The sequence below is a fragment of the Mycobacterium sp. 852002-50816_SCH5313054-b genome (genome assembly GCF_001667185.1).
Taxonomy (GTDB): domain Bacteria; phylum Actinomycetota; class Actinomycetes; order Mycobacteriales; family Mycobacteriaceae; genus Mycobacterium.
The window spans coordinates 21,344-36,712 of the sequence record NZ_LZIC01000030.1; the positions used below are offsets into that span (position 1 = coordinate 21,344).

Sequence of the window (15,369 nt, forward strand, 5' to 3'; positions counted from 1 at the left end):
CGATCGGGCTACCGCGGCTCGAGAACGACAACGGGGATCTCGCGGTCGGTCCAGTTCTGGTACGAGTCGAAATCGGCGTAGGTGTCCACCAGGCGGGGCCACAGTCGCGCCCGTTCCTCGGGGTCGGCCTGATGCGCCGTGACGGCGCGGCGCTCGGCACCGATCGTGACGTCCGTATCGGGATGGGCCAGCAAGTTGCGATACCACTGCGGGTTCTCGTCACGTCCTGCCGCCGAGGCGACGACGATGACGTTGCGACCGTCGTTCATGTACAGCAGCGGCGTGGTGAAGCGGTTGCCGGACTTGCGCCCCAGATGGTCCAGCAGCAACGTCGGGGCCGGCTTGCGGAAGCCGGCGCCGACGCGCAAGTTGCCGCCCAAGCGCCCGCGGCTGATGCGGTAGGTGAAAGCGTGGGCGCGGCTGAGGTAGCGCGACGCCACCAGGACGAATCGCGAGTTGAGCTGTTTCGGTTTCCGCAAAGCCATTGGGTGTCCTCTCTAAGACCGGCTTGTCACGCTCAGGAGGTCGAGCGCGGCGCTGATGCCCGCTGCGAGCACGTCGCTCGACAGTGTCGGGTCGGCGAGGGCCCGCGCGAGTTGCAGGCTGCCGACGAGAAGGGCGAACAGCCCGGTCGCCGTGCTCAGTGCGGCCGCCGGGTTGTCCGGCGACAGGTGGGTCGCCACCGCCTCGATGATGGCCCGCGCGCCCTCGGTGTAGGAATCGCGGACCTGTCGGTCGCAGCGGCAGATCTCATCGAGCAGCGCCGCCGACGGACAACCGGTCGCGGGGTGGTCGCGGTGATCCGGGGAGAGGTAGTCGCGGATGAACTGTTCGAGGGACTCCCGCCCGGGCGGGAGCGCCGTCATCGTGGCCGCTTGGGTTGCCAGTTGGTCAGCCACCACGCGGGCCACCAGGTCGTTCTTCGATCCGAAGTGAGCGTAGAAGGCGCCGTTGGTGAGCCCGGCGTCCGACATCAGCGCCGCAATCCCGGCACCGTCGATACCGTCGCGCTTCAGCCGTTGACCGGCACGGTCGATGATCCGGCGCCGCGTCTCGCCCTTGTGCGTCTTGTCGTATCTCGCCACCGTCGTCCTCTCCTCTGGGTAGCTCGTCGCTTGACTCACGATACCGCATTAGCTTACAGTCATAATATTATGATCGACAGCCAAAGGATGCAAGGTCGGCCCGGCCCCAAACCGAAATGGCTGAACGATCCCCCACGTCGTACGCGGACACCATGCCGAAAGGGATGACATGACCACTTGGAAAGACGCGCCGACGCGCAGGATTCGCGCCAACGGCGTGGACTTCGCCTACCGCGACCTCGGAACCGACACCGGTGTTCCCGTGGTCTTCCTGCACCACCTGACCGCGGTGCTCGACGACTGGGATCCGCGGGTCGTCGACGGCATCGCGGCGCACCGGCGCGTCATCGCCTTCGACAATCGTGGCGTCGGCGCGACGAGCTCCAAAGTGCCCGGCAACATCGACCAGATGGGCGCGGACGCGATCGCGTTCATCCGGGCGCTGGGCCTGACGAAGGTCGATCTGCTGGGATTCTCACTCGGCGGCGGCGTCGCCCAAATGGTCGCCCTCCGAGCGCCGAACCTGGTGCGCCGCATGATCCTGGCCGGCACCGGGCCGCGCGGCGGAGGAGGCATCGAGCGGATCACCAGGATCTTCGTCATCGCCTACCTCAAAGCCGCGCTCACCCGCAGCGATCCCAGAAACTTCCTCTTCTTCCCTCGCACCCCGGAAGGCAGGCGCGCCGCGTCCGATTACCTCGGCCGCCTCAAAGAACGCACGCACCACCGCGACAAGCGAATATCCATCCAAGCCCGCGTCGCACAACTCAAGGCCATTCGGGGGGCCGGTCTGAGCGCACCCGACGACCTCTCGGCGATCACCCAACCGGTCCTCGTCGCCAACGGCGACCATGACCTGATGGTCGACAGCAGCCTGTCCGACGACATCGCGCGCCGAATTCCCAACGCGGAGCTGAAGATTTACCCGCGCTCGGGACACGGCGGGGTGTTCCAGCACCACGAGACTTTCGTCGCCGATGTGCTGCGCTTTCTCGGCGGCGAAACAACCAGCGAAGAAAAGGGAGTGTCCAATGAACAATACGCACCACAAAGATGACCTGATCCTGTCCTACCGCGATGCCCCGGCGCGCTCGCTCAGCGCCGGAGGTGTGAGCTTCGCCTATCGGGAACTGGGCCCCAAAGGTGGTGTGCCCGTAGTGTTCCTCGTCCATCTCGCTGCGGTCCTCGACAATTGGGATCCCCGCATCATCGATGCCATCGCCGCGCATCACCACGTCATCGCCTTCGATAACCGCGGCGTCGGCGCCTCCAGCGGCCAGGTGCCGCTGAGCGTGGAGGAAATGGCCGACGACGCCTACACGTTCATCACCGCGCTGGGCCATCGCAAGATCGACATCTTCTCGTTCTCCCTCGGCGGGATGGTCGCCCAGGCGCTGGTGCTCAAGCACCCGGAGCTCGTCCGCAAGCTGATCCTGACCGGCACCGGACCCGCCGGCGGTAAGGGAATCGACAAGGTGGCCGGGGTTACGTACTACGACATGGTTCGCGCCACTCTCAGGCGGGTCGATCCCAAGGAGTTTCTCTTCTTCAATCGCGACGGCACCGGCCGCCGCGCGGGCCGCGAGTTCGTCGAACGACTCGAGGAACGCACCGAGGATCGCGATACCCCGATCAAGATCACAGCGCTGCAGCGCCAACTCAAGGCGATCAAACGATGGGGGCGCTCGACACCGGCCGACTTGTCCAGAATCACCCAACCGACCCTCATCGCCAACGGCGACCACGACCGGATGGTGCCCACCACCCTCTCCGAAGACTTACACCGCAGAATCCCCGGCTCGCAACTCATCATCTACCCGAATTCCGGCCATGGCGGCATCTTCCAGTACCACGAGGACTTTTCGTCGAAGGCGGTCGCTTTCCTGGCCGACTGAACGGGTCCCGGATCCGGCTACCGGAGCCAGCGAGCCAGGCGGGAAAACGCCAGCGCCCCAGCGGCTCCCACGCCCATCGCGGTGAGCGTCTGGCGGGTGGACAGACCGTCGTCCACGTGCACCCGCGGGGCGATGATCGCGGGCGGCGGAGGATCGACGGGCTTGGCGCGCGGATCCGTCGACGTGGTGGCGGCCCAGGCGGCGGCGAACAGCACCAGGTAGGCGGTGACGTAGGAGAACACCATCAGCCCCAGGACAGGCCCGAAGGTGGCCCCCGCCGGACTGCGCAGCACCACCTTCAAGTAAAGCGACGCAACCTGTTTGAACAGTTCAAAGCCGATCGCCGCCAACAGCCCGGCCCGCACCGAATCGCGCAGGTTCACCTTCTCGCGCGGCAACCGGGCGATCAGCCAGATGAACAGCAGCCACTGCACCAGGACGGCTATCACGACCGACAACAGCTGGAACAACCAGTCGAACACCGTAAACTCGGGTATCCCAACCCATCTCAGCGCCGCAGCCATCGGCGCCTCGTGGCCGAGAGTGGTCAGCGCGACGGTGGCCACCGCAACCGCGAACGTCCCCGCCATCGCCAGCAGGTCCGAAAGTTTGTTGCGCACAAAGCCCGGCGAATCGATGCGCCGCTCCCACCACATCTCGGTCACCGCCGCCCGCAGGTGCGATATCCACCCCAAACCCGCCCAGGCGGCGGTAGCCAGGCCGATGACACCCACCGAGGTCCGCGCGTCGATCGCCGAGTTCATCAGGTCCACCAGCTGCTGCGAGAGGGCGCCGGACACCGAGGACCGGATGTGATCGTCGATGGTGGCCAGCAGCTGCGGGCGGCGCGACAGCACGAACCCGAACGCCGCGAAACCGACCATGAGCAACGGGAATAGCGCGAAGATCGTGTAGTACGAGAGGCCGGCCGCATAGAAACCGCCGTTGCGCTCGTCGAAGCGCGTGTAGGCGCGCACGACGTGGTCGAACCATCCGAACCGGGCCCGCAACCGATCCAGGAACCCGGGCGTGGCCGGCTCGCTCATGGTGAAACCTATCCCCGTTGCGGAAGGAACCCTAACCGATCGTAAACCCGCCGAACGGTTTTCCCGGCCACCTCCTCGGCGCGCTGCGCCCCGGCCGCGAGCACCGACTCCAGTTCGGCGCGGTCGGCCATCAATTCGTCGACGCGCGCCTTGATCGGGCCGGCGAATTCGACGACGGCCTCCGCGGTGTCCTTCTTCAGGTCGCCGTAGCCGCGCCCGGCGTACCCGTCGACGAGCTTGTCGATGCCGACCCCGGTGACCGCCGACTGGATGGCGAGCAGGTTCGACACACCCGGCTTGGCCTCGGCGTCGTACCGGATCTCGCGCTCGCTGTCGGTCACGGCCGAGCGAATCTTCTTGGCCGACAAGGCCGGATCGTCGAGCAGGTTGATCAACCCCGCATCGGTCGAGGCCGATTTGCTCATCTTCGCGGTCGGCAGTTGCAGGTCATAGATCTTGGCGGTGGCCTTGGGGATGAGCACGTCGGGAACCACGAAGGTGTCCGGGAAGCGGCCGTTGAATCGCTGCGCGATGTCGCGGGCCAGCTCGAGGTGCTGGCGCTGGTCCTCACCCACCGGCACCAGATCGGAGTCGTAGGCCAGCACGTCGGCGGCCTGCAGGACCGGGTAGGTGAACAGGCCGACGGTGGTCGCGTCGCTGCCCTGGCGCGCCGACTTGTCCTTGAACTGCGTCATCCGCGACGCCTGCCCGAAGCCGGTGAAGCAACCGAGCACCCACGCCAGCTGGGTGTGGGCGGGCACGTGGCTCTGCACGAACACCGTGCTGCGGCCGGGGTCGATGCCCAGCGCCAGGTACTGGGCGGCGGTGACCAAGGTCCGGCGCCGCAGCGCCTCGGGGTCCTGCGCGATGGTGATGGCGTGCAGGTCGACGACGCAGAAAAACGAGTCGTGGTCGTCCTGCAGCGCGACCCACTGAGTGACGGCGCCCAGCGCGTTACCCAGGTGAAGCGAGTCGGACGTGGGCTGCACGCCGGAGAAAATCCGGCGGGATCCGGTAGCGGTGCTCATGATGCCCCGATCTTTTCACGCAGGAATCCAGGCCGGTTGCGGTACCGCCGGTATCACCTTTAATGTCGGGAACATGGGGAGCCGTCCACCGATTCACCTCGGTTCTGGGGAGCCGATCCTGCTGCTGCACCCGTTCCTGCTGTCCCAGGCGGTGTGGGAGGACGTGGCCCGGCAGCTGGCCGACACCGGCCGCTATGAGGTGTTCGCCCCCACGATGGCCGGCCACAACGGCGGGCCCAAGGCCGGAACGTGGTTCCTGTCGTCGGAGGTGCTCGCCGATCACGTGGAGCGGCAGCTGGACGAAATAGGCTGGAAAACGGCCCACATCGTCGGGAACTCGCTGGGCGGCTGGGTCGCCTTCGAGCTGGAGCGGCGCGGGCGCGCGCGCAGCGTCATGGGCATCGCCCCGGCCGGCGGATGGACGCGCTGGACCCCGGCAAAGTTCGAGGTCATCGCCAAGTTCATCCTCGGCATCCCGCTGCTGGTGGCCGCCTGGGCGTTCGGGCCGCGCGTGTTGCAGCTCCCGTTCAGCCGGCAGTTGGCCACCTACGCGATCAGCGCCAAACCGGACGGCGTGAACGACGGCCAGCTGTCCGCCATCATCGACGACGTCAGGCACTGCCCCGCCTACTTCCAGCTGCTGGTCAAGGCGACGCTGCTGCACGGCCTGCGGGAGGTCGCGCAGAACGCCGTCCCGGCCCACCTGGTGGTCTGCGAAAAGGACCGGATCCTGCCCGCACCCAGGTTCAGCCGGCACTTCACCAACCACCTGCCCAAGGACAGTCACCAGGTCACCCGGCTCGACGGCGTCGGGCACGTCCCGATGTTCGAGGCGCCAGAGCGCATCACCCGGGTGATCACCGACTTCATCGACGAATGCTGCCCGACCCCGGGCCGCGAAGAGTCGACCGGCTAGCTAGCCAGCTAAGGCCTTCTCCAGGTTCTCGGCGATGGAATTCAGGAATTCCTCGCTTTGCTGCCACTCCTGCTCGGGGCCGATGAGGATGGCGAGGTCCTTGGTCATCTTGCCGCCCTCGACGGTGGAGATGACGACCTCTTCCAGCTTCTGGGCGAACTCGATCACCTCGGGGGTGTCGTCCAGCTTGCCGCGGTGCTGCAGCCCCCGGGTCCAGGCGAAGATCGACGCGATGGGGTTCGTCGAGGTCGGCTTGCCCGCCTGGTACTGCCGGAAGTGGCGGGTGACGGTGCCGTGCGCCGCCTCGGCCTCGACCGTCCTGCCGTCGGCCGTCATCAGCACCGACGTCATCAACCCCAGCGAGCCGTAGCCCTGCGCGACGGTGTCGGACTGCACGTCGCCGTCGTAGTTCTTGCAGGCCCAGACGTAGCCACCCTCCCACTTGAGGCAGGCCGCGACCATGTCGTCGATGAGCCGATGCTCGTAGGTCAGCCCCTCGGCCTCGAACTGCTCCTTGAATTCCTCGTCGTAGATGCGCTGGAACTCGTCTTTGAACATGCCGTCGTAGGCCTTGAGGATGGTGTTCTTGGTGGACAGATACACCGGCCACTTGGCGTTCAGGCCGTAGGCGAACGAGGCGCGCGCGAAGTCGCGGATGGAGTCCTTGAAGTTGTACATCCCCATCACGACGCCGCCGTCCGGGGGAATCGACACCACCTCGTGCACCATCGGCTCGCTGCCGTCGGCGGGCGTGAAGGTCAGGGTGACGGTGCCCGGCTTGTCGACCTTGAAGTTCGTCGCCCGGTACTGGTCACCAAAAGCGTGACGGCCAATGACGATTGGCTTGGTCCAGCCCGGAACCAGGCGCGGCACATTGGAAATCACGATCGGCTCGCGGAAGATGGTGCCGCCCAGAATGTTCCGGATTGTCCCGTTGGGCGACAGCCACATCTTCTTGAGGTTGAATTCGTGGACTCGAGCCTCGTCGGGGGTAATCGTTGCGCACTTGACGCCCACGCCGTGCTTCTTGATCGCATAGGCCGCGTCGATCGTCACCTGGTCGTCGGTGCGATCGCGGTGCTCGATGCCCAGGTCGTAGTAGTCCAAATCGATGTCGAGGTGCGGCAGGATCAGCATGTCCTTGATGAGCTTCCAGATGACGCGGGTCATCTCGTCGCCGTCGAGCTCTACTACCGGGCCCTTGACCTTGATCTTGGATTCGCCTGTCATGTCGAGCTCGACTTTCCTCTCGCGGCCCTAGCCTTGCGAAGCGGTTAGCGCTTCGTTGAACGTTTTGCTCGGCCGCATCACTGCAGTCGTCTTCTCGGTGTCCGGGCGATAGTAGCCGCCGATGTCGACCGTCTCGCCCTGCGCCTCCGCGAGCTCGGCCACGATGGCGTCCTCGTTGCCGCTCAACTCCTCGGCCAGCGCGGCGAAGTGCTCGCGCAACCCTTCGTCGTCGGATTGCGCGGCCAGTTGCTCGGCCCAGTACAGCGCCAAGTAGAACTGGCTGCCGCGGTTGTCGAGTTCGCCGGTCCGGCGCGACGGACTCTTGTTGTTCTCCAACAGTTTGCCGATCGCAGCATCCAGCGTCTTACCCAGGATCTTGGCGCGCTCGTTGTCGGTCTTGATACCGATGTCTTCGAAACACGCTCCCAAAGCGAGGTATTCACCGAGGGAATCCCAGCGCAGGTGATTTTCCTCGACGAGTTGGTGGACGTGCTTCGGCGCCGAACCGCCCGCTCCGGTTTCGTACATCCCGCCGCCGGACATGAGCGGCACGATGGACAGCATCTTGGCGCTGGTGCCGAGTTCCAGGATCGGGAACAGGTCGGTGAGGTAGTCACGCAGGATGTTTCCGGTCGCGGCGATGGTGTCCTGCCCGCGCATCGCGCGCTCCAGCGTGTACCTCATGGCCCATACCTGCGGCATGATCTGGATTTCGAGGCCCTCGGTGTCGTGCTCCTTCAGGTATGCCTTGACCTTCTTGCGCAGTTCGACCTCGTGCGGGCGTTCGGTGTCCAGCCAGAACACCACGGTCATGCCCGAATTGCGGGCCCGGGTGACGGCCAGCTTGACCCAGTCGCGGATCGCCTCGTCCGTGACGACGGGCATGCGCCAGATGTCGCCTTCTTCCACGTTCTGGGTCAGCAGGACTTCGCCGGTGTCGAGGTCCACGATGTTGGCCACACCGTCCTCGGGGATCTCGAACGTCTTGTCGTGCGAGCCGTACTCCTCGGCCTGCTGCGCCATCAGGCCGACGTTGGGAACCGTGCCCATCGTCCGCGGATCGAACTGCCCGTGGGTTTTGCAGAAGTTGATGATTTCTTGATAGATGCGGGAGAAGGTGGACTCCGGGTTGACGGCCTTGGTGTCCTTCTGCCGCCCGTCGGCGCCCCACATCTTGCCGCCCGCGCGGATCATCGCCGGCATGGACGCATCCACGATCACGTCGCTGGGCGAATGAAAGTTGGTGATGCCCTTGGCCGAATCCACCATCGCGAGCTCGGGGCGGTGTTCGTGGCAGGCGTGCAGGTCGCGGATGATCTCCTCGTGCTGCGACGCGGGCAGCGACTCGATCTTGTTGTAGAGATCGACGAGCCCGTTGTTGACGTCGACGCCGAGTTCGTCGAACAGCTCCTGGTGCTTGGCGAAGGCGTCCTGGTAGAAGACCTTGACCGCGTGGCCGAAGACGATGGGGTGGGAGACCTTCATCATGGTCGCCTTGACGTGCAGTGAGAACATCACGCCGGTCTCGTAGGCGTCCTGCATCTGCTCCTCGTAAAACTCAACGAGGGCCTTCTTGCTCATGAACATGGAGTCGATGACGTCGCCCTCGCGCAGTTCGACCTTGGGCTTCAGCTCGAGGGTCTGCCCGCTCTTGGTCTCCAGCACCATCTTGACGTTGCGCGCGCGGTCCAGCGTCATCGACTTCTCGCCGTGGTAGAAGTCGCCGTGCCGCATGGTCGCGACGTGAGTGCGCGACGCCGGCGACCAGTCCGCCATGCTGTGCGGGTGCTTGCGGGCGTACTCCTTGACGGCCTTGGGCGCCCGCCGGTCCGAATTGCCTTGCCGCAGTACCGGGTTGACGGCGCTGCCGAGGCATTTGGCGTAGCGCGCACGGATTTGCTTGTCCTCGTCCGTCTTTGGACTTTGCGGAAAGTCCGGGATCTTGTATCCCTTGCCCTGCAGCTCCTTGACGGCGGCGATCAGCTGGGGCACCGAGGCGCTGATGTTCGGCAGCTTGATGATGTTGGTGTCGGCCAGCTCCGTCCGCCGGCCCAGCTCCCCCAGGTCGTCGGGCACCCGCTGCTCTTCGGTCAGCTCATCGGGGAACTCGGCGAGGATCCGAGCGGCCAGCGAGATGTCACTCGCCTCGATCTTGATGCCCGCCGGCTCGGCGAAGGCTCGCACGATTGGCAGGAACGCGTACGTCGCCAGCAGCGGCGCTTCGTCGGTCAGCGTGTAGATGACGGTCGGCTGTTCGGCGCACACGGTCCATCTCCCGGCGTCATTGGTCAGATATTGATGGGGCTAGAGCGTTCTGGTTGCCACGTTATCAAGGGTGTTTGGACACCTGTCGACCTGCAGGCCAGCGCGCTGAACTGCGGCATCGATGGCGGACGGATCGTCCATTGGCATCGACTCGCCGCTATGAGATAGGCTTCACATCGGTCATGAGCGCCAGCGCTAAGCCCCGGCTTGCTGGCCGGCAACCCTCCAACCGCGGTGGGGTGCCCCGGGTGAAAGACCAGGTCTAGTAGCCACAGGCTGCGCGGCAAGCGCGGGTCCGCCATACCGGACCCCTGACTAGAGGGGAAACGTGATGCGCATCCATCAAGCTCATTCGCGTCGCTTTGTCTGCCGTCGGTAGCCCGACCGCGCACTTCCCGATACCCGAATTCATGCCCTTCTGAGAAGAAAGCACACCGCACGTGAGCTCCCAAAACAACGAAACCAGTCCCGAGGCCGATCCCACCGCGCATCCGTCATTCGAAACGTGGTCGTTCGAGACGAAGCAGGTCCACGCGGGTCAGAGTCCTGATCCCGCGACCCACGCCCGCGCCCTGCCCATTTACCAGACCACGTCCTACGTCTTCGACGACACCACGCACGCCGCCGCCCTGTTCGGGCTCGAGGTTCCGGGCAACATCTACACCCGGATCGGCAACCCGACCACCGACGTCGTCGAGCAACGCGTCGCCGCGCTCGAGGGCGGGGTGGCCGCGCTGTTCCTGTCCTCCGGGCAGGCTGCTGAGACGTTCGCCATATTGAACCTCGCGAGTGCCGGAGATCACATTGTCTCCAGCCCGCGGCTCTACGGCGGGACCTACAACTTGTTCCACTACTCGCTGCCGAAGCTCGGCATCGACGTCAGCTTCGTCGAGGATCCCGACGATCTCGATTCGTGGCAGGCGGCGGTGCGGCCGAACACCAAGGCGTTCTTCGGCGAGACCATCTCCAACCCGCAGATCGACATCCTGGACATCCCGGGGGTCGCCGGGGTCGCCCACGCCAACGGCGTCCCGCTGATCGTCGACAACACCATCGCCACTCCCTACCTGATCCAGCCGTTCAAGCACGGCGCCGACATCGTGGTGCACTCGGCCACCAAGTACCTGGGTGGGCACGGCTCCGCGATCGCCGGCGTCATCGTCGACGGCGGCACCTTCGACTGGACGCAGGGCCGGTTCCCCGGATTCACCACGCCCGACCCCAGCTACCACGGCGTGGTGTTCGCCGAGCTGGGTCCGCCGGCGTACGCGCTCAAGGCCCGCGTGCAATTGCTGCGCGACCTGGGGTCGGCCGCCGCGCCGTTCAACGCGTTCCTGGTGGCCCAGGGCCTGGAGACGCTGAGCCTCCGAGTTGAGCGCCACGTCGCCAACGCGCAGCGGGTCGCCGAATTTCTGGCCGGCCGCGAGGGCGTGCTGTCCGTGAACTACGCGGGGCTACCGAGCTCGCCGTGGTACGAGCGGGGAAAGCAGCTGGCGCCCAAGGGAACCGGCGCCGTGCTGGCGTTCGAGCTGGCCGGCGGCGTCGAGGCCGGCAAGGCGTTCGTGAACGCCCTGCAGTTGCACAGCCACGTCGCCAACATCGGCGACGTGCGCTCCCTGGTGATTCACCCGGCGTCGACCACGCACGCCCAGCTTTCGGCCGAGGAGCAGCTGGCCACCGGCGTCACGCCGGGATTGGTGCGGCTGGCCGTCGGCATCGAGGGCATCGACGACATCTTGGCCGACCTGGAGCTCGGCTTCGCGGCGGCCCGGAAGTTCGGCAGCGCAGCCGATGGAGCGGCGGACCCGCAGGCCGTGGCGGCGTTCTGAGGGGCCTGACATGACGATCTCCGACGTTCCGACGCAGACGCTGCCCGCGGAGGGCGAAGTCGGGTATGTCCACATCGGCTCGCTGACCACCGAAAGCGGCGCGGTGATCGACGATGTCTGCATCGCCGTCCAGCGCTGGGGCGAGTTGTCGCCCACCCGCGACAACGTGGTGGTGGTGCTGCACGCGCTGACCGGCGACTCGCACATCACCGGGCCCGCCGGCGCCGGGCATCCCACGCCCGGCTGGTGGGACGGCGTGGCCGGGCCGGGAGCGCCGATCGACACCAACCGCTGGTGCGCGGTGGCCACCAACGTGCTCGGCGGTTGCCGCGGATCCACCGGCCCCAGCTCACTCGCCCGGGACGGAAGGCCTTGGGGCTCAAGGTTTCCGTTGATCTCGGTGCGCGACCAGGTGCAGGCCGACGTCGCCGCGCTGGCCGCGCTGGGTATCGATCGGGTGGCCGCGGTCGTCGGCGGATCCATGGGCGGCGCAAGGGCTTTGGAGTGGATCGTCGGCCACCCCGACCGGGTGCGGGCCGGCCTGCTGCTCGCCGTCGGTGCCCGCGCCACCGCCGATCAGATCGGCACCCAGGCCACGCAGATCGCGGCGATCAAGGCCGACCCGAACTGGCAGGGCGGGGACTACCACGACACCGGACGCAAACCCGATGCCGGGCTGACGATCGCCCGCCGCTTCGCGCACCTGACCTATCGCGGCGAGGTGGAGCTCGACACCCGGTTCGCCAACGACGCCCAGGGCGGCGAGGACCCGGCCCCCCCATTTGGCGGCGGCCGCTACGCCGTGCAGAGCTACCTGGAGCACCAGGGCGACAAGCTGTTGTCCCGCTTCGATGCCGGGAGCTATGTCATCCTGACCGAGGCGCTCAGCAGCCACGACGTCGGCCGCGGCCGCGGCGGGGTGGAAAGCGCCCTGCGCGCGTGCCCGCTGCCCGTAGTGGTCGGCGGCATCACCTCCGACCGGCTCTACCCGCTGCGCCTGCAAGAGGAGCTGGCCCAGCTGCTGCCCGGCTGCAATGAGCTGCACGTCGTCGACTCCGTCTGCGGGCATGACGGCTTTCTGGTGGAATCCGAGGCCGTCGGCGAATTGATCCGCAAGACACTGGATTTGGCGGACTCGGCTGATCGGGATCGACGGTGATCCGCTCCGGCCAGGACCGCTCGCTCTCGTTTGGCTCGGCGGCCGCTGCCTACGAGCGTGGCCGGCCCTCCTATCCGCCGGAGGCGATCGACTGGCTGTTGCCGCGCGGCGCACGCCGGGTGCTCGACCTGGGGGCGGGAACCGGCAAGCTCACCACCCGGCTGGTGGAGCGCGGCCTGGACGTGGTGGCCGTCGACCCGATTCCGGACATGCTGGAAGTGCTGCGCAGCTCGCTGCCGGAGACCCGTGCCCTGCTGGGGACGGCGGAAGAGATTCCGTTGGAGGACAACAGCGTTGACGCCGTGCTGGTCGCGCAGGCGTGGCACTGGGTGGACCCCGAGCGGGCGATTCCCGAGGTGGCCCGCGTGCTGCGGCCGGGCGGGCGGCTCGGTCTGGTGTGGAACACTCGCGACGAACGGCTGGGCTGGGTGCGCGAGCTGGGCGAGATCATCGGCTCCGACGGTGACCGGGGGCGCTTCGACGTGACGCTGTCGGAGTCGTTCAGCGAGCCGGAGCGCCATCAGGTCGAGTGGACGAATTACGTTACGCCGCAAGCCCTGATCGACCTGGTCGCGTCCCGCAGCTACTGCATCACGTCGCCGACCGACGTCCGCACTCAGACGCTGGACCAGGTGCGCGAGTTGCTGGCGACCCATCCGGCGCTGGCGAACGCCAACGGCCTGGCGCTGCCGTACGTCACGGTGTGTATCCGGGCGGCGCTGGGCTAGGACTCGGTCACGGGCAGGCCGAAGGGGTCACGGCCCTCGTACAGCATCGGCAGGTAGCTGGCGAGAAAGCCCTCGATGTCCCGGCCGTGGTTGACCACCCACTCCTCGTTCTCCGGGTGCGTCAGGATCAGAAAACGTTCCTGCCGGATGGCGTCGACGACGCGTTCGGCGGCATCGTCGGGCTGGATCGGGCGTAACAAGTGGGGCGGGAAGTTGATCCACCGCGGGTCGTCGATCCCGATCATACGTGCGCTCTCGCCGATGTTGGTGGCCACCAACTCCGGGCACAGGACCGAAACCCCAATGCCTTTGGGCCGCAGGTAGAGATACAGGCCCTCGGTGATCCCGACCACGGCGTGTTTGGCGCCGATGTAGGGGATGTTGTCGTAGCCGTGGGCGTACAGGCCCGCGATGGAGGCCGTGTTGATGATCCAGCCGTGGCCCTGTTCGAGCAGGATGGGTACGAACGCGCGGATGCCTCGCACGACGCCGAACACGTTGATGTCGAACAGGCGCTGCCAGTCCTGCATCGGGACTCGTTCCGGCGGGCCGAGCAGCGCCACGCCGGCGTTGTTCATGACGACGTCCACTTTGCCGAACTCGGAGAGCACCACCCGCGCCAGGGCGTCGACGTCGGCATCGGAGGTGACATCGCAGCGGACCGCCAGTGCCCGTTGCCCGATCTCGCCGATGGCCGCCACGGTCTCGTCCATCCGTTGCTGGTGAATGTCGCCGACCACGACGTCGGCGCCCGCCCGGGCCAGGGCAAGCGCCGTGGCCCGGCCGATGCCGGAAGCACCACCGGTAATGACGGCAACCGCGCCGGAAAGTTCCATCCTTCGCGTCACCAGAAGAGATTCGGCAAGGGGGGCAGGCCTTGCAGTGTGCCCTGCAAGAAGTACGGCCCGGCGTTCGGTGTCAGGGACGAGTAGCCGTCGTCGACGATCGGATGCAGAAATGAGTTGAGGTCGTTGACGATTGGCTGCGGGACGCCGAGCTGCTGGAGCGGGAACAGCATCGGCAGGGTCGGAGCCGGGACCATGTCGGTGGTGATCGTGCCGCCCAGCGAGGTGGTCACACTGGAGACCTGCACGGCGTCCGACATGGAGACCAGCGATGTGGTGTTGTGGTTGTAGATCCCGGCGAACAGCGAGTTCACCCATGCCGGGAGGTCCCAGGGTCGGTCGGGCGGATTGCCGAAGAAGTCGTACTGGCCGAATACCACGCTGACGTCGTATTGGGTGTTCGGCAGGCCCTGCGCCGTGTAGTCGACGAAAGGCACGGTCAACCCGTTCGGCAGGTAGGTGTGGAACAAGCCGGTCTCGGGGCCGTTGAACATGGCGAACTGCAGGGCGTTACGCGGTGGCGCGGTCGGGTCAGCCGCCAGGGCAGCCAATTCGCGGTTGACGACGAGGGTTCCCTCCGACAGGGCGGCGATGCGCACCGGTGATCCGTTGCCGTTGGCGAACGCATTCATGATCTGGTCGTTGAGCGCTCGCTGTCCCATGGCGACCGCTTGGTTGACGCCGGGAGCGGCCAGGCTACCGCTCACGAGGCCGATACTGGCCGGGTAGTTGACCACCTGAGGGGTGGTGCCGGGAAACCAGTTCTGCCCGATGGCGTGGTTCAGCAGGTCGTACCCCTGCAGGACTGATACCGAGAGTGGCCCCGGGATGCTGCCCGCATAGACAAACTGGCCCAGATAGGGCAGCTCGGTGATGAAGTTCGCGTAGTAAAGCGGTCCTGCGCCGGGAACCGTGATCCGCGTACCTGCCGCTGCTCCCGGGATCGGCGGGCGCGCCAAGAGGGTTTGGGCGGTCGCCATCTCGGTGGTCAGATAGGTGTTCGCGTTCGCCGCCAGGGTGAGCAGGAATCTCTCCTGAAACTGCGCCGCTTGGGCGGTGGCAGCCTGGAATTCCAAGGCGTGCGCGCCGAACAATGAGGCGATGCCTGTCGACACCTCGTCGGCGGCCGCGGCCAACAGCGACGTGGTGGAGTTCGCAGCCGCCGCGTTCGCCGCGTTGACTGCCGACCCAATCCGGGCCAAATCCTCAGCAGCGCTCGACAACACCTCAGGCGTTGCGAGGACAAACGACACGGGCGCCTCTTTGCGGAGCGAATGCGGTGGCTGTGAGGGTACTCGCAGCCGCGAGGCTAGGCGTGGCTTTCCGCAGGACCGTGACTATGA

General features: G+C 66.4%; 14 protein-coding genes and 1 riboswitch. Of the genes, 6 read left to right on the forward strand and 8 right to left on the reverse strand.

What is annotated here, in order from left to right:
• Window positions 1–8: 8 nt before the first annotated feature.
• Together A5787_RS04960 and A5787_RS04965 are read right to left on the reverse strand one after the other, a co-directional pair.
• Window positions 9–485, reverse strand: coding sequence for a nitroreductase family deazaflavin-dependent oxidoreductase (locus tag A5787_RS04960; RefSeq protein ID WP_066962513.1), 477 nt, complete (start codon window positions 483–485; stop codon window positions 9–11).
• A gap of 12 nt (window positions 486–497) precedes the next feature.
• A complete protein-coding gene (locus A5787_RS04965) occupies window positions 498–1,085 on the reverse strand; it encodes a TetR/AcrR family transcriptional regulator (protein WP_066962516.1) in 588 nt (195 codons plus the stop codon).
• A gap of 169 nt (window positions 1,086–1,254) precedes the next feature.
• Here A5787_RS04965 and A5787_RS04970 point away from each other — a divergent pair, with 169 nt between their 5' ends.
• Together A5787_RS04970 and A5787_RS04975 are read left to right on the forward strand one after the other, a co-directional pair.
• Window positions 1,255–2,142 (forward strand): alpha/beta fold hydrolase, encoded by an 888-nt coding sequence (locus tag A5787_RS04970; RefSeq protein ID WP_066962520.1) that lies wholly within the window; start codon window positions 1,255–1,257, stop codon window positions 2,140–2,142.
• Window positions 2,117–2,980 (forward strand): alpha/beta fold hydrolase, encoded by an 864-nt coding sequence (locus tag A5787_RS04975; protein ID WP_066962523.1) that lies wholly within the window; start codon window positions 2,117–2,119, stop codon window positions 2,978–2,980. Before A5787_RS04970 ends, A5787_RS04975 begins: the two co-directional genes overlap by 26 nt.
• 17 nt (window positions 2,981–2,997) lie before the next feature.
• Here A5787_RS04975 and yhjD read toward each other — a convergent pair whose 3' ends face one another.
• The gene (gene yhjD, locus A5787_RS04980; protein WP_066962526.1) at window positions 2,998–4,026 is read right to left on the reverse strand and encodes an inner membrane protein YhjD; all 1,029 of its coding nucleotides are present in this window, start codon (window positions 4,024–4,026) and stop codon (window positions 2,998–3,000) included.
• An 8-nt stretch (window positions 4,027–4,034) separates the two neighbouring features.
• Entirely contained in the window at window positions 4,035–5,054 is a 1,020-nt protein-coding gene (gene trpS / locus A5787_RS04985; protein ID WP_066962529.1) for a tryptophan--tRNA ligase, read from the reverse strand.
• 73 nt (window positions 5,055–5,127) lie between these two features.
• On the opposite strand from trpS, the gene A5787_RS04990 reads away from it, so the two are divergent.
• Window positions 5,128–5,970, forward strand: coding sequence for an alpha/beta fold hydrolase (locus A5787_RS04990; protein WP_197506958.1), 843 nt, complete (start codon window positions 5,128–5,130; stop codon window positions 5,968–5,970).
• Here A5787_RS04990 and A5787_RS04995 read toward each other — a convergent pair whose 3' ends face one another.
• Together A5787_RS04995 and A5787_RS05000 are read right to left on the reverse strand one after the other, a co-directional pair.
• Window positions 5,971–7,200, reverse strand: a complete 1,230-nt coding sequence (locus A5787_RS04995) for an NADP-dependent isocitrate dehydrogenase (RefSeq protein ID WP_066962532.1) — start codon at window positions 7,198–7,200, stop codon at window positions 5,971–5,973.
• Between the two features lie 27 nt (window positions 7,201–7,227).
• Complete coding sequence (locus A5787_RS05000) at window positions 7,228–9,465, reverse strand: NADP-dependent isocitrate dehydrogenase (protein ID WP_066962535.1); 2,238 nt, start codon at window positions 9,463–9,465, stop codon at window positions 7,228–7,230.
• Between the two features lie 178 nt (window positions 9,466–9,643).
• A riboswitch (SAM riboswitch) is annotated at window positions 9,644–9,761 on the forward strand.
• A gap of 144 nt (window positions 9,762–9,905) precedes the next feature.
• Here A5787_RS05000 and A5787_RS05005 point away from each other — a divergent pair.
• The 3 genes from A5787_RS05005 to A5787_RS05015 are packed head-to-tail and all read left to right on the forward strand — an operon-like array spanning window position 9,906 to window position 13,181.
• Complete coding sequence (locus A5787_RS05005; protein WP_066962538.1) at window positions 9,906–11,294, forward strand: bifunctional o-acetylhomoserine/o-acetylserine sulfhydrylase; 1,389 nt, start codon at window positions 9,906–9,908, stop codon at window positions 11,292–11,294.
• A 10-nt stretch (window positions 11,295–11,304) separates the two neighbouring features.
• Window positions 11,305–12,453, forward strand: a complete 1,149-nt coding sequence (locus A5787_RS05010) for a homoserine O-acetyltransferase (RefSeq protein ID WP_066962541.1) — start codon at window positions 11,305–11,307, stop codon at window positions 12,451–12,453.
• The gene (locus tag A5787_RS05015) at window positions 12,450–13,181 is read left to right on the forward strand and encodes a class I SAM-dependent methyltransferase (protein ID WP_066962544.1); all 732 of its coding nucleotides are present in this window, start codon (window positions 12,450–12,452) and stop codon (window positions 13,179–13,181) included. The genes A5787_RS05010 and A5787_RS05015 overlap by 4 nt, the downstream gene beginning before the upstream one ends.
• Here the strand turns inward: A5787_RS05015 and A5787_RS05020 are convergent.
• Together A5787_RS05020 and A5787_RS05025 are read right to left on the reverse strand one after the other, a co-directional pair.
• Window positions 13,178–14,029, reverse strand: coding sequence for an SDR family oxidoreductase (locus A5787_RS05020; protein ID WP_066962546.1), 852 nt, complete (start codon window positions 14,027–14,029; stop codon window positions 13,178–13,180). The two genes, A5787_RS05015 and A5787_RS05020, sit on opposite strands and share 4 nt — an antisense overlap.
• Window positions 14,026–15,279: a PE-PPE domain-containing protein gene (locus A5787_RS05025; protein ID WP_066962549.1), complete on the reverse strand. Its 1,254-nt coding sequence runs from the start codon at window positions 15,277–15,279 to the stop codon at window positions 14,026–14,028. Before A5787_RS05025 ends, A5787_RS05020 begins: the two co-directional genes overlap by 4 nt.
• Between the last annotated feature and the right edge of the window lie 90 nt (window positions 15,280–15,369).